The organism is Enterococcus sp. DIV1368f (assembly GCF_051712245.1).
In the GTDB taxonomy this organism is placed as follows: domain Bacteria; phylum Bacillota; class Bacilli; order Lactobacillales; family Enterococcaceae; genus Enterococcus; species Enterococcus faecalis.
In genome coordinates this window covers 615,712-630,320 of record NZ_JBIOON010000001.1, presented here as the reverse complement: position 1 = coordinate 630,320, position 14,609 = coordinate 615,712, and the positions used below count along the sequence as shown (strand labels likewise).

Genomic DNA, 14,609 nt, shown 5'->3' with positions numbered 1-14,609 from the left:
AAAAATCCCTTAACAGTTACTACTGTTAAGGGATACCACACTATTTATTTGCATAAATAGACAGAAACCTTCTCCACAAAAGTATTCTGTCCGACACGTTACAAATCCGGTAACTGATAGCCGTACTATCTGGTGTCGTTGTGTTTGACAATCACTAGCCGTCAAAACGGAATAGCCGAAGCTATCTGATTGAGTCAACTCGTCGCATAAAACACACTTTAACACAGAATAGTTTGGATAGCAAGTGGTGGTAATTATTCGTTATCAAACCATTCTTGATAAAAACCTTCAACAATTTTAACGGTTGCTATCGTTAATTCTTTCGTCATTACGGGACTAGTTAGCTTTTTGTCTTGTAAACATTGATTCACATGATTGATTTCATACGTAAATTCACTAGTAAATTGTTCAGACCATTTAACAGTGTTGCCTTGAGCATCTGTATAATAAGCACAATCTGTTTTCCAAAAATTAGGAATAACGATTTGCCCTTTCGTCCCACAAATGGTCATTTCACTAGGTATCTTTAAACCAACATTAATAAAAATATTGCCCAGCGTCCCTTCAGCAAATTTCAAAGCTAAATTACATTGACTATCCGTCGCTCCTTGCTGATACGTTGCGGTTCCCGTAACCGCTTGAATCTCTTTCCCTAATACGTATTGTAAGTATTGTAATGGATAACTTCCTGAGCCATGAAGCGCTCCACCACCCGCTTCTCTCGAGTAAAACCAGGGAATATGGTCCACATTGGGATAGGCAGTAACTGACTGAACCCATAAAATCTCTCCCAATCTCCCTTCTTGAATTGTCGCCTTTACTTTTTGGGTAATTGGTAAAAAGACAGACTTCTGAGCTTCCATTAGAAAAACCCCTTGCTCCTGTGCGATTGTGAAGAGTTCTTCTGCTTCAGCAGCATTTAATGTAAATGGTTTTTCCAGTAGGACGGGTTTTCCTTGTGATAACGCAAGCTTAGCTGCTGAGTAATGTCCTTGATTGTAGGTGGGAATATAAATAATATCAATTGTTTCATCCTTACATAACTCTTCATAACTGCCATAAGCCACCGGAATCGCTAATTCTTTAGCCATTTTTTGAGCATTCTCTAAACGCCTTGATGCAATCCCGCGCACTTCAGCTTGCGCGCTTTCTCGAAGCCCTGCTACAAATCTTGGGACAATTTGGGCAGTACTCATAATTCCATAACGAATTTTATCCATATGATCGCCTCCTCTTTCACTATACGAGAAAAACGAATATTTGGAAACCATTTCAACAAAAAAAAGAAACCGTTTCCCCAAAACGATTTCTTTATATGTAAATTAACGGATACCAACGCTAACTTTTAAAGCTTGATTGACCTGTTCCATCTCTTCACGAGAAAGTTGACAAACCTTGTGTAGCATTCGTTCTTTATCCAATGTTCGAATTTGTTCTAACAAAATAAGTGATGGTGTCCTGCACTCGTTATGGGGAATTTCGATGAGGACTTGCGTTGGTTGCAGCCGCTTGCTTACGTTACGGGTAATCGGTGCAACAATCAACGTTGGACTAAATAAGTTACCTTTGTTATTTTGAATAATCAGGACAGGTCGAATCCCACCTTGTTCGGAACCAACAACTGGTGAGAGATTCGCATAAAAAACCTCACCTCTTTTTATCATTCAGATTCCCTTCCCTCCTTTTCCTTTAAAAAATTATAGCATATTGTTTCTTGCAATATTTTCAACTTTTTAGCTATCCCTTAAAATATTTGATAAAACCACCCTTTAAAAGTCAAAAAAAAGCTTAAACAGTCGACTCTGATATAGAGACGACTATTTAAGCTGACTATTACATTTTTGTTAAAATACTATCCACTTTTGTATTAATTAAATCAATAGCGACGTGGTTTTCGCCACCTTCTGGCACAATAATATCTGCATAACGTTTCGTAGGTTCAATAAATTGGTGATACATGGGCTTCACGACTGTCAAATATTGTTCAATCACAGAATCCAACGTACGGCCACGTTCTTCCATATCACGCTTGATTCGACGAATAATACGGATGTCATCATCTGTATCCACATACACTTTAATATCCATTAAATCCCTTAAGCGGCGATCTTCTAAAATTAAAATCCCTTCAAGAATAATTACTTCTTTCGGTTCTTGTATCACCGTTTCTGTACTTCTTGTATGCGCAACGTAGTCATAAACTGGCTTTTCAATGGCTTGATAGTTTAACAGTTGTTCAACATGTTGAATCAATAAATCTGTATCAAACGCAAAAGGATGATCATAATTGGTATTTAAACGTTCTTCAAAACTCAAATGGCTCTGATCTTTATAATAAGAATCCTGTTCTAACATCATAATTGAATGATCGGGAAAATTATTAAAAATCGCACGGCTAACACTGGTTTTTCCGCTTCCTGATCCGCCAGTAACACCAATGATAATTGGCTGACTATCTTTCATGTATAAACCTCTTTCTTTTCAAAAACTTCATTGTCTTTTACTATTATAATGAAAACTCTGAAGAATGCCAGACCTTTTCCAAGACTTTTCATGTGATTTTTATCTTCTTATGAAAAATCTGCCCACACTTCTTTCAATTACAGTATACTTATCAATAAAAGGAGAATCCTACCTATGATTAAAAAAGTCAAAAAAGAAACACTTACAACGGCGCATTACGCTCTTCTTTATGAGGCAGATCCAGCAAAAAAAATGGTGGCAGATTACATTACCCGCGGCATTTGCTTTGACTATCAGACTGAAGAACTTCAAGGAATTTTAGTCTTGTTGCCGACTCACCCACGGACATTGGAAATCGTAAACATCGCTGTCTCAGAAGAAAGCCGAGGGCGGGGCATCGGGCAAGAATTATTACATTTTGCCATTGATTTTGCCAAAAAAGAAAAGTATGATTACTTGGAGATTGGGACTGGGAGCACAGGCTTTCAACAGCTATATCTCTACCAAAAAGTCGGTTTTCGAATGACACATATTGAATCAGATTTTTTTATCCATCATTATGATGAGCCCATTATAGAAAACGGCTTGCCTTTAAAGGATATGGTTCGCTTACGGTTACATTTAAGTTAAAAAAACAACATTTCCTGTACAGGAAATGTTGTTTTTTAATGCCCAAGAATTGATAACAACTCATCTAGCTGTTGAATCGTATAATTGGGTTGAATGGTTGGTGTTGCTGGAGCGGAGGTCGGATTGAGCCAAACAGTTTGAATTTTCGCTTGTTGGCCTCCTTGAATATCTGAATGCAAAGAATCACCAATAATCATTGTTTTTTCTCGACTAAAATTAGGAATCCGTTCAAAAACAAAATCAAAATACTCTTTCATCGGTTTTTGATAACCCACTTCTTCTGAAACAAAAATATCTTTAAAATAAGGCATTAATTTCGAATCTTCCAACCGACGATACTGTGTTTTTGCCACTCCGTTTGTCACAATATATAAATCATAATGGGGTGCTAATTTTTCCAAGATACGTTGACTATTGCCAAGCAAGTCATGTCCTTGACTTAAATATTCTCGGTAGTTTTCTCCCATTCTAACGCTATCAACTTCTCGATTAAACGCGTCAAATAATAAACCAAACCGTGTATCAAGGAGAACATCTTTTGTTATTTTTCCTTCTTCAAATGAACGCCATAATCCTTGATTAATTCGGTGGTATGTTGACTCGACTTCAGATGTAAATGGTACATTTTCTTCTTCAAATAAGGCATGGAGCGCCTTCTTTTCAGCCAATTTAAAATCTAACAATGTATCATCAACATCAAAAAGCAATGTTTTCATTTCCGTTCCTCTTCTCTTTTCAAATTACTCGGTAACGCTTTGCTTGTTTGTTGTTTTTCAATAAAAAAATAAGGCAATAGCAATTGTAACTCTTCTCTTGTTAATGAACGATAAGCACCTAAAGGTAATTGCGGATCTAGCCGCAACGGCCCCATAGTTTGGCGTTTTAAAGCAGTCACTTTTTTCCCCACAGATAAAAACATTTTTTTCACTTGGTGAAATTTTCCTTCTTGAATAGTCAGGAAAACATGACTCTCCGTTTCAGTCGCTGCAAGAACAGTTATTTTTGCTGGCTTACATTGAATGCCTCCTTGCAAAACAATCCCATCTTTAAATTTAGCACAATCTTCTGCAGAGACCAAACCATTGACTTTCACTTCATAACATTTCGCTACTTCTTTATTTGGCCGAATTAATTGATACCCTAATTGTCCATTATCTGTTAATAGAAGTAACCCTTCCGTATCGCCATCGAGTCTGCCCACTGGATAAAGACCAGGGCGTCTGTCTTGCGGCGCAATCAAATCAATGACTGTTTTTTTAGATGCATCTGAGACAGCGCTAACCACACCTTTTGGCTTATTCAACATGTAGTACACATGTGTCTTATGCGAAATTAATTGTCCTTTTACTTTAATCATTTGTAATTGCGCATCGACATTTTGACTTTCATTTAAAGTCACGACGCCATCCACAGTGACCTGCTTGCCTTTGATTAATCGTTTCACCGTTTTGCGTGATCCAAACTGAAGTTCTTCTAGTAATTTATCTAATCGCATTGTTCCGCTCCATTCTGGTATTAGTATAGTGGAATCCGTTAAAGATGAAAAGTGGAAAAAGGTAATTCCTTGACGTATAAAAATATAAGTGTTACGGTTAATAAGTAAAGTAAATAAAGGTTTCTCAAAAACAGCGTAATGACCTGGGAGAGAACAACGATAACAATGAACCATTCCCATGAGTGTTGCCTGGCAATATTTGTGGGGATTTTTTGATTATTGTTAGCATTTTTCTAGACAAGAACAACTGAAAAAAGAGTTTCTTTTTTCCATTATGTTTTGTTTCTGAGTTTAACCAAATCACTCATTATTTCAAGGAGGAATTAGGTTATGTCAGTACAATTAGAAGTTAAAGAAAGAGCTATCCGTCCACGTTCACTAAGAAATCAGCTACGTCACGAAGGGAAAGTACCTGCCATTGTTTACGGTTACCAAATTGAAAGTACACCAATCTATTTTGAAGAAAAAGACTTATCAAAAATTTTACGCGAACATGGTGCTAACACCGTTATTAAAATGACAGTTGATGGCAAAAACATCAACACATTAATGTCGAAAGCACAATTAGATACCTTTACTGGTCAAATGCTTCATGTTGAATTCTTATCTGTAAATATGAAAGAAACAACAGAAGTCGAAGCAGAAGTTCAATTAATTGGTGAATCTGCAGGTGTGAAAGCTGGGGGTACCTTAGCTCAAAACTTGTACACTGTTTTAGTGGCAGCCACACCAGATAAATTGCCAGAATCAATTGAAGTAGATATTACAAACTTAGAAATTGGTGATGCTCTTACAATCGCTGATTTACCTGAACACAAAGACTATGAAATTTTAACTGATCCAGAAGAACAACTAGTTGCTATTGTTGAAGCACAAACTGCTCCTGAAGAAGAAGAAGGAACAGCTGCTGAAACGACTGAACCAGAATTAGCCGAATAAAGAGTACACTTTTGTTCAGCTGATTCTCTTAAATTTTAGAAATGGGATGTACGTTGAAACAACGTACGTCCCATTTTCTTTTTACTGCATGTCTTGATTTCTTCACATAAATGATGACACCTGCAAAGCTAGGTAGCTACAGAGGAATATTAAATTTTTGCTAATCTACGCAATATTTTCAAACGAAACAATTTCTTTTTTTAAAATTTGCAGTATACTAAAAGTAAGTAAACAAAAAGGAGGTCATCCATATGTTTGAACGTTTTGATAGTGACCGTAGCCGCTATGCTTCATTAGGTGTTGTTTCTAGCTTACCTAGTGGCTTAATTGATAGTATTTGGTTGATTATTGACTTAAATCTAAAAGGGGTTATCCCTTTAAACGACTTACTTCACTTTGATTTGTTGAACAATAATGGCAAAGTGACTGTCCATTTTTCTCAAGAAAATAGTTCAGTAGAAATGGCCATCGACTTACCATTTAGTTATTCTACGGCATATCCGTCGCGAATTTTTGCTTTTGATGATGGCCATCGTGAAACGATTTTATTACCCGCAGAAATGTTAGAATCTTAAATAATTTCAACAAAGTAGCCTCAAATTCCAGTTTAAACTGGAATTTGAGGCTACTTTAATTTCTTTTAGTTATTCTACAATAATTTGTTTACTACTTCCTGCAGCATTTTCAAAATTAATAGTAAAGGTTTCTGTTGCATCATCATAAGTGATTCCGTCACTTTGACTAATTACTGTGCTGTAATCTTTTGGTATTTTTAAAGTCAGTGTCTTAGTTGTTTGTGTGGGATCAGAGAAAGTATACGTTTTTTGGTGTTGTTGTGTCTTTCTCATTAAAGAAATAGCTTTATTTGAGGTAATCCCTGCTATTGTACCGCCAGTTTCTGACCAAATGTTAACCCCAAGATAGCCTTCTTCTTCTTGCTTAATTGCTTGAATTTCTTCTGTATTTGAGAGAACTTCTACTGTTTTTTTGGCAGCATATGTTTTTAAATCAGTTTCATCGATTCCTGGTAAAACTACATAAGCATAATGCTCGTTCGTTGGGTGTTGACCATGTTGAATCGTAAATGTTCGATAATCACCTACATATTCTTTATCACTTGGAAATGCTTCATTAATTGCTTTATAGGTTCCTTTTCTAGTTTCACTTTTAACATTTACCGTTGTTTCTTCTGGAAAATAATAACCCATATTAGCATTGGAATGATCCGACTTTAGTAATAACCATTGTTTTTTACTCGTTTCATTTTTCTCATGAATCTCCCCAATATTTGATAGCACTTGATACTGATACGCATCATTTAACAAACGATTATCAACAACTGTCTCAATCGAAGCCTCTGTATCCCCTTTAATTCCTGCGCCTAATGCGATAATTTGCCCATTTAATACAAACCAAGATTTTTTAGCTTGTAGGTTCATAGGTAAAAGTTTCCCATTATTTTTGGTCCCGTCTTTATTAAGAGTCATCCCTACTACTGCCTGATTTTCTGACGTTACTCCACCAACCCATTGCTCTTTCGATGTGATTGTTGTAAATGCTGAAACTTCATCTGCCAAAGAAATGGTATCTACCGTTGTTCCTGGTAGTCGATAGGGATCTACAGTTGGCCAATAGCTGGAATTAAATTGAACCTCGTCATCATTATATACGTACATCATTCCGTCACCAGTGTGCCAGCCACGTTTATTTTCTTTATTCCCTGCTTCAAAAGATGCAGTGCGCTTTGAATACAAGCCTAGCCCAAACATATAACTAGGTGTGCGTTGGACAAATCGATCCATCGAAGCATAAAGTTTCGTGCCTGTAAAAGGAAGTTGCCCTCCCGTAATTTCTGGATTAGTTAAAAGTTGCATAGTCATCTGTAAATCATTAAAATCACGAGCATTCGTCAAATAATAATCTGGGTTCTCCTTCATCCAATATTTAACGGCTTCTTGAAATTTCTTTTGATAATTATTAGGGGCAAATTTAGCCACAATTAATAAATTATACATGGTAGTTGAGCCATAGCCTGTTTTTCCAACTGCTGGGGCTCTTGAGATGGAACGGCCATTCACAGTTGGTAGCATTTCACCTTTATAAATCAAAGGAAGAAAGGCACGATCAACATTTTCAACAAATTCTGTCACAAGAGTTGCATCCATTTGAAAAGATGAATCTGCTGTAATGGCCAAAATTTGTCCAACCCCTTTCACCAAAACATTGCCATACGAACCTGTATAAGGAATGTTATTGTGCTGGATAAAAGAACCATCTTGGTAAAAACCATCACCTTTTGTGACTAATTTAAATATATCGACGATACTACTGGATGCTTGGTTAATTTTCCCGCTATCCTTTTGTAAAATTCCTAACCCCAAAACAGTTAAAGCTAAGTCCGTTCGGTTCGCTCCTGATGTCACAAAATTTGGGATAAAAGCTAAATCCACAAACGTTCCTTGTGGTTTTGTATACAACTGTTTAAATGGATCTGGGACATAACTGCTCAACGCATTTGTATAGATTTGTTGCTTTTCCGGAGAAACTTTATCCTCTAAAATCATTAGAATATTAAGAAACTTCTGTGGCACACCAATTTGCCAGTCCCACCAATTTCCGTGGTACTTTTTCCCATCATATCCTTTTTGCGTTACCATAAAATCTAAGCCATCAATAATGGTTGCTGCCAATTTGTCATCTTGGTAAAGCGTACTCCCCTTCGTTCCATAGGCTAACGCTAATTTTTGCAATTTGGTAAATTGAGTCGTTAAATCAGCCGATGGCGTATTGCCAGGCTCTAGTGGCCATAAATAGTTGCGGTTCGGCTCTTTATTCATCGTTTGATCGAGTTCTGTTGCTTCATTGGAGATTTTTTGGACGTAGTCTACAAGCGCTTGGTTAGTTGAATCATATTCTTTTGAAACAAGCTGATTTCGCCATTTTTCTTTTAATTCTCGGTACTCTGCAGATGAATCGATAACAGGAATGCTACCAACGGAGCCACTTTTCATAGAAATGATATTCAGCTTTGAAAGATTACCAAATAGTCTAATTCCTACAGCACCCGTCCAGTCATCATTAATGGACGTACCATCAGGATAATGAACCTCTTCATTTTCATAAAATAATTGATCATTCAGGAATGTCTGAATTTTTTTCCCATCATAGCGAACCAGCAGTTTATATTGTTGGCCACTTAGTAATGTTGGTCCCGGAATATTAGTTAGCCATTTACCGCCTGGTTGTCCTAATTGCCAGCGGCCGTCACGATTATAAGCAAAAGATTGCCATTGACTCGTCTTTTGTTTATCTCCGCGAAAAACCAATCCGAAGTTACTTTGCCCTTCATATAAAAAGGTTAGTTCAAGATCTCCTGAAGATTGTTCGCGTGCATCAAGATTGATAGAGACAGATTCGAGGTTTGCCCCTTGCTTCGTGTTTGCGATCCATAAACCAGCAGAATCATTCTTTTTTTCTGCTGTTCCCACCAAATCTTGCCAATTTCCAACTTGATTGGGGAAATCTGAAATGTAAGAGGGTTGCTCAATCGTTTGGCTCGCTTCGTTTTCTTCTGCAAAAGTAAGAGTGGTTCCCATAAATCCGCTCGTCAAAGCAGTAAACAGTCCGACCAGCATTACCCATATTTTCCTGTTTTTCATTCTTTCTCCTCCTAAAAAATTATCATAAAACGCTTACATCCAAATTAGAGAAAAAGAGTGAAGAAAAATACTTTCTACACTCTCCGACTCTCTGAAAATCACTTAATATACTTTTTACGCCAAAATACCAAAGGCACTCAAAACAATCGATAAAATTAAAATAATCCAAATCACTCGTGTGGAATTTAGTTTCTTTTGACCTAACATCCAATAAGTCAAAAGAACAAGTAAGATTGGAACTAAGGAAGGCAAAATCGCATCTAACGTATCTTGAATAACTAATTCGACCCCGTTCTTTTTATAAACAAAAGGAACTGTCGCCTTGATAACTGAAGGAATTAAGGCACCAATCACAGTCACACCAAGAACAGTTGCTGCATTCGTAAAGGCAGATAACTTGTCTTTTAAGGTCGTCACTAGTTTGACCCCTTGCTTATAACCAAGTGGTAAGAGCGCGGCCCGACCAAACAATAGTGCAATATTTGCAATAATCCAAATAACACAGCCCACCACCGAACCATTTTGAGCCAGTGTCCCTGCAACAGAGCCAAAAATCGTCCCCCAAATAACGTGGAATAAAGAGTCACCCACGCCTGCCAAAGAACCCATCAGAGCTGTTTTTAGCGCAATAATTGTTTCTTTCGCTTTATAGCCATCTTGCTCTTCAATCGCAACATCAATCCCCATAATTAAATTCCCAAAAATAGCATTGGTGTTAAAAAATTGATTGTGTGTGCGCATCATATCTTGAAATTGTGCTTCATCATGACCATAGAATTTTTTTAAAACAGGTAAGATGCCGTATAAATATCCTGAACTCATCATACGTTCATAGTTCCAGTTTAATTGGCTTCCTAAAATATAACGCCAGCTAATTGCATTTAATTCTTTTTTTGTCAGTTTATGCTTACTCATCGCCGTCATATCCTCCTTCAAAATCACCATTTCCTGTTGTTGCTTGCGTCGTGCTTTTTGCCCCATCACGTTTAAATACAAGCATCGCTGCTACCATCCCAACTATCGAAACACCTAACATTGGAACTTTTAAATACGCCGCTAAGAAAAAGCCTAATAGTAAATAGGGGATATATTGCTTCGTTGGCAAGTAACGTAATAAAATTCCTACACCGACAACAGGTAATACCCCTCCAGCTGTTTTTAAGCCCGTCATTAGCCATTCTGGCATGTTATCGGTAATCGTTGTTACTACAGCATCCCCCGCTAATAACATTAATAAAATCGGAATAGCACGAGACAGTCCCCATAGAACAGAACCAGATAAAACTAAGCGTGGAATCCGTTTTACTTGCATCTTATCAATCGCTTTATCGACACTATGAAGTAAAAAGACATTACAAAAACGGGCCACTACATCTAGTTGCAACATCAACAGAGAAACAGGAACAGCTAAGCCAATACCATACTCCGCTCCTTTTCCAGAGATTACAGCGAAAGCGGTTCCTAAAACAGCCCCTGTGAAATAATCAGGTACCGATGCTCCACCAAAAGCAGCAATTCCTAAACGCATTAATTGAAGAGTGCCGCCAACCATTAAACCAGTTTTTAAATCTCCCATAATCATTCCAGAAATCATTCCAGCAATAGCTGGTTGCGTCAACGTATTTGAAATAAGTGAGTCATTAATAGCAATAAACGCATAAATAGTAATTAAAATAATTTGATACGCTGCTAAATGCATTGAAATTTCCTCCTAAATTTAAAAATATTCTTTCTTAGTCTGACAGTTTTAGCCGCGTAATTTTTTCATAAAATCAACGACTGGATCGTTTGGAACTAATTGGGCTGTCACAGTGACGCCTTTTGAAGCGATTGTTTCAAAAATTTGTTCTTCTTCTGGTAAAACTTGAATACTTTTTGTTACTTCGCGTGCTCCTTCTTTGTAACTCATATTCCCAACATTTACAGTTTTGATAGGTCCTTGCGCTTCGATAAAGCGGAGCACATCTTTCGGATTTTTAAATAATAAAAATAAACGCTGTTTACCATATTTTCCTGATTGAATATTTTTAGCGGCAGCTTCTACTCCAAGAACAGATAAACGCATCGAAGAAGGCGCTGCCATTCTCAAAGATGATTTTTGTAAAGGATCTGTAGCCGCCTCATCATTGGCTACAATTATTCGCTGTGTACTAAGACTTGTCGACCAAATTCCCGCTACTTGTCCATGAATTAACCGTTCATCAATCCGTGTGTTTACAATATTTTCTTTTCCAGCATATTGACTATAGTTACTTAACTCTTTTTCTTTACTGGCTTCTGAAATCTCTTGTTCTGCTTGATTCATTCCAGCCTTTACATCAACAATATTTTCTTGTGCTAAACAAACTAATTCTTTAATCGAAGCCTGTTGATTAACCACTGCTTCAATCACAACAGAGAGCGTCATCCCTGCAATAATTTCCACTCCGTCAACGTTCAAATAATTCTTAGTTGCCACGTTACATGGCGTTCCTCCTAGTAAATCAGCAATAATCAGTGTCGTACCGTTAAGGGCTTTCATTTTTTCATTTAGCTCTTTCTCAAATTGAAGATTGTCACTATCTGGTCGTAATGAGACTGTATGCACGTGTTCTTGCCGACCAACGATCATTTCTAAGCTAACTTTGACGCCTTCAGCCATGCTACCATGACTAATTAGTACAATGTTTTCCACGAATTTCCCTCCCTAGATGTAGGTGACCCTACTTAACATGTTATGTTCTCTACGAACTTACTATAACACATACTAAGTTATCCGTAAACCTAATATCTTAATATATTGAATTTATTTTTTTGAATTCTTTAAATAAAAATTGTCTTTCCTCTTTTTCAAAGTGTTTGCTAAAGGCTAGTTAACATGTTATGCTTAATTCATTCGATTACTAGAATGGAGGCAATCGCATGTTACCTAAATATGAACAAATTAAACAAGACCTTTTACGTGAAATAAAAAATCATACCTTTATTCCTGGTGATAAATTTTATTCTGAAGCCGATATTAAACGAAAATATGCTGTTAGCTCTATCACAGCTGTCAAAGCACTGAATGAGTTGACCAGTGCAGGTTACTTGTATCGTATCCAAGGAAAAGGGACCTTTGTTTCGAAATCAAAAGTTTCTCAAAATGTAAAATTTTCTGATATCGAGTTGCATTCTTTAGACTCTGAAAAAGTTAAAGTCCTTTCAATTGAAGAAGAAAATCAAGCCGAAATTTTAAAGGAATTAGGCTTACCAGCTAACGCTTCTTATTATAGAATCAAGCGTGTACGCTATTCTGAAGATACACCCTTTCTCGTACATATCACACATCTTCCCAAAAAGCTTGTTAAAGAGCCGCTCTCAAAGGACCTCACAGCTTATGCAAGTGTGTATGAACGAGTCCGTAAAGATTTTTCAGTAGACCTCTTCTCGTTGGCTTCTGTAGAAACAAATGAAATTGTCTTTCCCGAAGATGCTGAGTTATTGAACTTACTTCAATTAAGTTTTCGTGAACCCGCTGTTAAACAAGTTAAACATTCCTATCTCGCAGATGGTAGTGTTGCTGAATATATTATTAGTTATAAACATTGGAAATATTTCAAAACCAAAATAGAAGTAGAAGCCGAATAAATTTCAGCTTCTACTTCTATTTTTTTAATCTATGATTACTTGATTCGTAAATTTCAAGTACTCAATGTTAATTCCTTCTGTTTCAAAAATTACTACTTCATTTTGTCCTTGCTGTAAAAATTCTTTGGGACAATACAGCGAATGAATGGGTCCTATTTCCCAATAACGACCTAGATGATGGCCATTGACCACAACGAATCCTTTGCCGTAGCCTCGACAGTCAATATACGTGTCTGCTAGCTGTTCTAATTCAAATGTTACTTGATAAAATGAAGGCTGCAATGGATTTTTTCCAGCTGTGTAATCAATCTTGGCTAATTGCTCTTGTGAAAAAGTTAAGGGATAGTGTTGATAGCCTTGATGAAAATGAATGTCTTGCATCACTCCACCTCGAATTCCTTTACTTTGTGTCGGATTATTTAATTTAAAGCCATAATTAACGCGACCTAAATTTTCCACTAAGATATCTAACACAAGTGTGTCTTTTTCAGTTTGCCCTGAAATCAGTAGCTCTTCTCCCACTGTCTCTTGATATTGGGTAGCAGCTAAATCTCCATCTACATAAATGTGTAAACGATCACTGGCCTCAACCACTTTTAGTTTATTTTCATGATGATAATTTTTTAAATCAAACGAATAAAGCAAGTAGCCATAGCCTGAGCCAGCTTCTTCCATACTTAATGGATACGCGGTGGTCTTCGGTGTCATCATTTGATCTTTTACTGCGAATAAGGATACGCTAGCAGTTACTGGAAAGCTTCCTAAATTCCCCAGTTTTTTCGTGCGTGGTTGTGCTTGCCAAACTTCTGGACATACTTCTTTAATTGCTTTTTGAACGGCATAATATTTTTCTGTTGGTTCTCCTGCTTCTGTTAATAAAGCATCATAATCATAGCTAGTGACTTGAGGTAAATCTTTTGCACCTCGCGCCGAACACCCGTTATAAAAGCCGAAATTTGTTCCTCCATGAAACATATAGAGATTTAAAGAACCCACTGCCAGCATATCTTTTACTTCTTTCGCCAAGTCGGTACCTTCTCGCTGAATCACTGGTTCGCCCCAACGATTGAACCACCCATCCCAGTATTCCATGCACATCAACGGCCATTTTTTACCATGACGAGTCATAAATTTTCTCAAAACGACAGCATTTTCTTTCGAATGACTACCAAAATTTCCTGTCACAAAAACATCCTCTTCAATTAACGTCCCCGCATCCAAAACCTCTTCCCAAGCGCCATCAGATGTAAAAAGAGGAACCTCAATCCCCAGTTCTTCCATTATCTGCTTGGTTTGTTGTAAGTACGCTTTCTCCATGCCATAGGACCCATATTCATTTTCAACCTGCATCATGATCACTGGTCCACCTTGTGTTATCTGCAGCGGTGCTAGTTTAGGCAGTAATACTTGAAAATAGTTACGAACTTTAGTCATAAAAATAGGATCTGTCGAACGTAATCGCACACCTTTTTCTTTCAAAAGCCATGCTGGTAAGCCACCAAACTCCCATTCTGCACAAATATAAGCCGAAGGACGCAGAATAACTAGTAAATTCAGTTTTTCTGCCAAGCGGACAAATGCTTCAATGTTTTTCATTCCTTCAAAATCGTATACGCCTTCTTCTGGTTCATGAATATTCCAAGGAATGTAGGTTTCTACTGTATTAGCCCCTAAAGCTTTCAGATTATAGAGGCTATCTTCCCATTGTCTAGGTGTCATTCGAAAGTAATGAATCGCCCCGCTAATAATTTTTATTGGTTGTCCATTTAATAAAAAGTCTTCTTTAATCTCAAACGTTTGCATCATTTTTCCCC

At 37.1% G+C, this 14,609-nt stretch carries 14 protein-coding genes; 4 read left to right on the top strand and 10 right to left on the bottom strand.

Going from position 1 to position 14,609, the window contains the following annotated elements; all coding sequences use genetic code 11:
* Positions 1-254: 254 nt before the first annotated feature.
* The 3 genes from IGL07_RS03130 to udk form a co-directional block, all read right to left on the bottom strand.
* Positions 255-1,220, bottom strand: coding sequence for a Gfo/Idh/MocA family protein (locus IGL07_RS03130; protein ID WP_010817086.1), 966 nt, complete (start codon positions 1,218-1,220; stop codon positions 255-257).
* A gap of 102 nt (positions 1,221-1,322) precedes the next feature.
* Complete coding sequence (locus IGL07_RS03125) at positions 1,323-1,664, bottom strand: type II toxin-antitoxin system PemK/MazF family toxin (RefSeq protein WP_002355703.1); 342 nt, start codon at positions 1,662-1,664, stop codon at positions 1,323-1,325.
* Between the two features lie 169 nt (positions 1,665-1,833).
* Complete coding sequence (gene udk / locus IGL07_RS03120) at positions 1,834-2,463, bottom strand: uridine kinase (RefSeq protein ID WP_002355702.1); 630 nt, start codon at positions 2,461-2,463, stop codon at positions 1,834-1,836.
* A 174-nt stretch (positions 2,464-2,637) separates the two neighbouring features.
* Here udk and IGL07_RS03115 point away from each other — a divergent pair, with 174 nt between their 5' ends.
* Positions 2,638-3,093 carry a GNAT family N-acetyltransferase gene (locus tag IGL07_RS03115; RefSeq protein WP_010817085.1) on the top strand — a complete coding sequence of 152 codons (456 nt, stop codon included), beginning with the start codon at positions 2,638-2,640 and terminating at the stop codon, positions 3,091-3,093.
* 35 nt (positions 3,094-3,128) lie between these two features.
* On the opposite strand, the gene IGL07_RS03110 is transcribed toward IGL07_RS03115, so the two are convergent.
* Both IGL07_RS03110 and IGL07_RS03105 read right to left on the bottom strand, forming a co-directional pair.
* Positions 3,129-3,809: a YjjG family noncanonical pyrimidine nucleotidase gene (locus IGL07_RS03110; protein WP_010817084.1), complete on the bottom strand. Its 681-nt coding sequence runs from the start codon at positions 3,807-3,809 to the stop codon at positions 3,129-3,131.
* On the bottom strand, positions 3,806-4,588 hold the full coding sequence (locus IGL07_RS03105; protein WP_010817083.1) for a pseudouridine synthase: 783 nt from the start codon (positions 4,586-4,588) through the stop codon (positions 3,806-3,808). Before IGL07_RS03105 ends, IGL07_RS03110 begins: the two co-directional genes overlap by 4 nt.
* A gap of 330 nt (positions 4,589-4,918) precedes the next feature.
* Between IGL07_RS03105 and IGL07_RS03100 the strand changes: the two genes are divergently transcribed.
* Together IGL07_RS03100 and IGL07_RS03095 are read left to right on the top strand one after the other, a co-directional pair.
* Positions 4,919-5,527, top strand: a complete 609-nt coding sequence (locus IGL07_RS03100) for a 50S ribosomal protein L25/general stress protein Ctc (protein ID WP_002358773.1) — start codon at positions 4,919-4,921, stop codon at positions 5,525-5,527.
* Between the two features lie 251 nt (positions 5,528-5,778).
* On the top strand, positions 5,779-6,102 hold the full coding sequence (locus tag IGL07_RS03095; protein ID WP_002355697.1) for a DUF960 domain-containing protein: 324 nt from the start codon (positions 5,779-5,781) through the stop codon (positions 6,100-6,102).
* Between the two features lie 69 nt (positions 6,103-6,171).
* Here the strand turns inward: IGL07_RS03095 and IGL07_RS03090 are convergent, their stop codons facing one another.
* From IGL07_RS03090 to IGL07_RS03075, 4 genes are all read right to left on the bottom strand, one after another.
* Entirely contained in the window at positions 6,172-9,186 is a 3,015-nt protein-coding gene (locus IGL07_RS03090; protein WP_010817082.1) for a polysaccharide lyase 8 family protein, read from the bottom strand.
* A gap of 114 nt (positions 9,187-9,300) precedes the next feature.
* Positions 9,301-10,101: a PTS system mannose/fructose/sorbose family transporter subunit IID gene (locus IGL07_RS03085; protein ID WP_002383066.1), complete on the bottom strand. Its 801-nt coding sequence runs from the start codon at positions 10,099-10,101 to the stop codon at positions 9,301-9,303.
* Entirely contained in the window at positions 10,094-10,885 is a 792-nt protein-coding gene (locus IGL07_RS03080; protein WP_002358771.1) for a PTS mannose/fructose/sorbose/N-acetylgalactosamine transporter subunit IIC, read from the bottom strand. The genes IGL07_RS03085 and IGL07_RS03080 overlap by 8 nt, the downstream gene beginning before the upstream one ends.
* Before the next feature lie 48 nt (positions 10,886-10,933).
* Complete coding sequence (locus IGL07_RS03075; RefSeq protein WP_002383065.1) at positions 10,934-11,827, bottom strand: PTS mannose/fructose/sorbose transporter subunit IIAB; 894 nt, start codon at positions 11,825-11,827, stop codon at positions 10,934-10,936.
* A gap of 260 nt (positions 11,828-12,087) precedes the next feature.
* Between IGL07_RS03075 and IGL07_RS03070 the strand changes: the two genes are divergently transcribed.
* Entirely contained in the window at positions 12,088-12,795 is a 708-nt protein-coding gene (locus IGL07_RS03070) for a GntR family transcriptional regulator (RefSeq protein WP_002366233.1), read from the top strand.
* A 24-nt stretch (positions 12,796-12,819) separates the two neighbouring features.
* Here IGL07_RS03070 and IGL07_RS03065 read toward each other — a convergent pair whose 3' ends face one another.
* On the bottom strand, positions 12,820-14,598 hold the full coding sequence (locus IGL07_RS03065) for a glycoside hydrolase family 35 protein (RefSeq protein ID WP_033623995.1): 1,779 nt from the start codon (positions 14,596-14,598) through the stop codon (positions 12,820-12,822).
* Positions 14,599-14,609 lie beyond the last annotated feature (11 nt).

Excerpts from the sequence above, each read along its gene's own strand:
- IGL07_RS03095 (WP_002355697.1), top strand. The coding sequence starts at position 5,779 with ATGTTTGAACGTTTTGATAGTGACCGTAGCCGCTATGCTTCATTAGGT.
- IGL07_RS03065 (WP_033623995.1), bottom strand. The coding sequence starts at position 14,598 with ATGCAAACGTTTGAGATTAAAGAAGACTTTTTATTAAATGGACAACCA.
- IGL07_RS03075 (WP_002383065.1), bottom strand. The coding sequence starts at position 11,827 with ATGGCTGAAGGCGTCAAAGTTAGCTTAGAAATGATCGTTGGTCGGCAA.
- IGL07_RS03085 (WP_002383066.1), bottom strand. The coding sequence starts at position 10,101 with ATGAGTAAGCATAAACTGACAAAAAAAGAATTAAATGCAATTAGCTGG.
- IGL07_RS03100 (WP_002358773.1), top strand. The coding sequence starts at position 4,919 with ATGTCAGTACAATTAGAAGTTAAAGAAAGAGCTATCCGTCCACGTTCA.
- IGL07_RS03070 (WP_002366233.1), top strand. The coding sequence starts at position 12,088 with ATGTTACCTAAATATGAACAAATTAAACAAGACCTTTTACGTGAAATA.
- IGL07_RS03090 (WP_010817082.1), bottom strand. The coding sequence starts at position 9,186 with ATGAAAAACAGGAAAATATGGGTAATGCTGGTCGGACTGTTTACTGCT.
- udk (WP_002355702.1), bottom strand. The coding sequence starts at position 2,463 with ATGAAAGATAGTCAGCCAATTATCATTGGTGTTACTGGCGGATCAGGA.
- IGL07_RS03125 (WP_002355703.1), bottom strand. The coding sequence starts at position 1,664 with ATGATAAAAAGAGGTGAGGTTTTTTATGCGAATCTCTCACCAGTTGTT.
- IGL07_RS03080 (WP_002358771.1), bottom strand. The coding sequence starts at position 10,885 with ATGCATTTAGCAGCGTATCAAATTATTTTAATTACTATTTATGCGTTT.
- IGL07_RS03105 (WP_010817083.1), bottom strand. The coding sequence starts at position 4,588 with ATGCGATTAGATAAATTACTAGAAGAACTTCAGTTTGGATCACGCAAA.
- IGL07_RS03115 (WP_010817085.1), top strand. The coding sequence starts at position 2,638 with ATGATTAAAAAAGTCAAAAAAGAAACACTTACAACGGCGCATTACGCT.
- IGL07_RS03130 (WP_010817086.1), bottom strand. The coding sequence starts at position 1,220 with ATGGATAAAATTCGTTATGGAATTATGAGTACTGCCCAAATTGTCCCA.
- IGL07_RS03110 (WP_010817084.1), bottom strand. The coding sequence starts at position 3,809 with ATGAAAACATTGCTTTTTGATGTTGATGATACATTGTTAGATTTTAAA.